We start from the raw sequence: 1,585 nt of genomic DNA, 5'->3' as shown, positions 1-1,585 counted from the left end.
GTTTAAGTAAGGGTCTGGGAGCAATTGGCATCAGACAGGGTGATTGTATAGCATTGATTTTGCCTAATTGTCCGGAATTTGCGATCGCTTTTTATGCAACTGCTAAAATCAATGCGATCGCACTGCCGTTAAACCACCTTTTTAAAGAAGAAGAAATTAGTTACTACATCAGTGATAGCAAGCCTAAAGCCATTATTACCGATTTAAAACGGGTCGAGCTTTGTCGTAATATTATTGCCAAAATAGACCAAAATATAGAATTAATTATTGTAGATGGAATCGAGCCATCAACCAGATACTTTTATGATTTGATTGTCACAGAAGAAACTAAAAATTATGAAAACGCCACTTCTGAAAGTGGGAGCGTGCTTTATCAATATTCCTCTGGTTCAACAGGCAAACCTAAAAGAATTGGTAAAACCCAACATAACTTATATCACGAAGTAAAAAACTTCGCCGCAACTACTAACGTCAACTCAACAGATAATATTTTATGTATAGTACCATTGTATCACGCTCACGGTTTAGGAAATTGCCTGTTGGCTGCCATCTCCAATGGAGCAACTTTGGTAATATTAGAGCAAGTTTTGCAACAGGGAAATCCTGTTGAAGTACCATTTATTTTTAGGCGTCAAAGGATATTGGAACTGCTCCAAAGCGAGAAAGTGACAATTTTACCTGCTATTCCTTACATTTTTAATATTTTGGCAGATATAGCATCCGATCTCGAAGTCGGTTTATCTTCTTTAAGATTATGCTTTTCCGCTGGTAATTTTTTAAATAAAGAAATTTTTGACAAGTTCCTGACTCGGTTTAAAATTCCCATCAGACAACTCTATGGCTGTACAGAAGCTGGGTCGATTTCGATTAATTTAGATACAAACATGGAAAATACTTACGATTCAGTCGGTATTCCCATGAAAAATGTCCAGGTAAAGATACTTAGCGATGCAGAAGAAGAGCTTCCTGTTGGTAAAATTGGAGAAGTAGCCATCAAAAGTGAAGCACTTACCAGCGGCTACTATAATATGCCAGAACTAAATCAACAAGCATTTAAGGATGGGTGGTTTTTAACTGGCGACTTAGGCAAAAAAGATAACAACAGTCATCTTTATATTACTGGTAGAAAGAAGCTGTTGATCGATACAGGAGGTTATAAAGTCGATCCTTTGGAAATAGAAGCTATCTTGACAACTCATCCCTCGATCCAGGAAGCTGTAGTTGTAGGTGTGAAACAAGATGATATCGGAGAGATAATCAAAGCAGCAATCGTGACAAAAGAGGGAGCAAAAATTGAAGAAAAAGAAATTGTACTCTTCTGTAAAGAGCGGATGACAGAGTTTAAGATCCCGAAAATCATTGAATTTCGAGAAGAAATTCCTAAAAGTGCGTTAGGTAAAATTTTGAGAAAAGATTTAATTTAGTAAAAACAAGAGAGTAAAGTCATGAAGAGCGTCGAATTCATAAAAGCAGAAACCAAGAAAGTGCTATTAGAAATTTTACCCAATGTCAATCCAGAAACCCTATCAGATGAAAGTAATATTTTTAGTTTGGGATTGGGTTCGGTTGATGCAATGATGCTGGT

1 protein-coding gene is annotated in these 1,585 nt (G+C 36.5%); it reads left to right on the top strand.

What is annotated here, in order from left to right:
• A partial coding sequence (locus H6S82_RS32455) for an AMP-binding protein (protein ID WP_191057444.1) occupies positions 1-1,424 on the top strand: 1,424 nt, incomplete at its 5' end.
• Between the last annotated feature and the right edge of the window lie 161 nt (positions 1,425-1,585).

The organism is Planktothrix sp. FACHB-1355, from assembly GCF_014748295.1.
GTDB lineage: Bacteria > Cyanobacteriota > Cyanobacteriia > Cyanobacteriales > Aerosakkonemataceae > Aerosakkonema > Aerosakkonema funiforme_A.
This window is presented reverse-complemented; position numbering and strand designations above follow the sequence as displayed.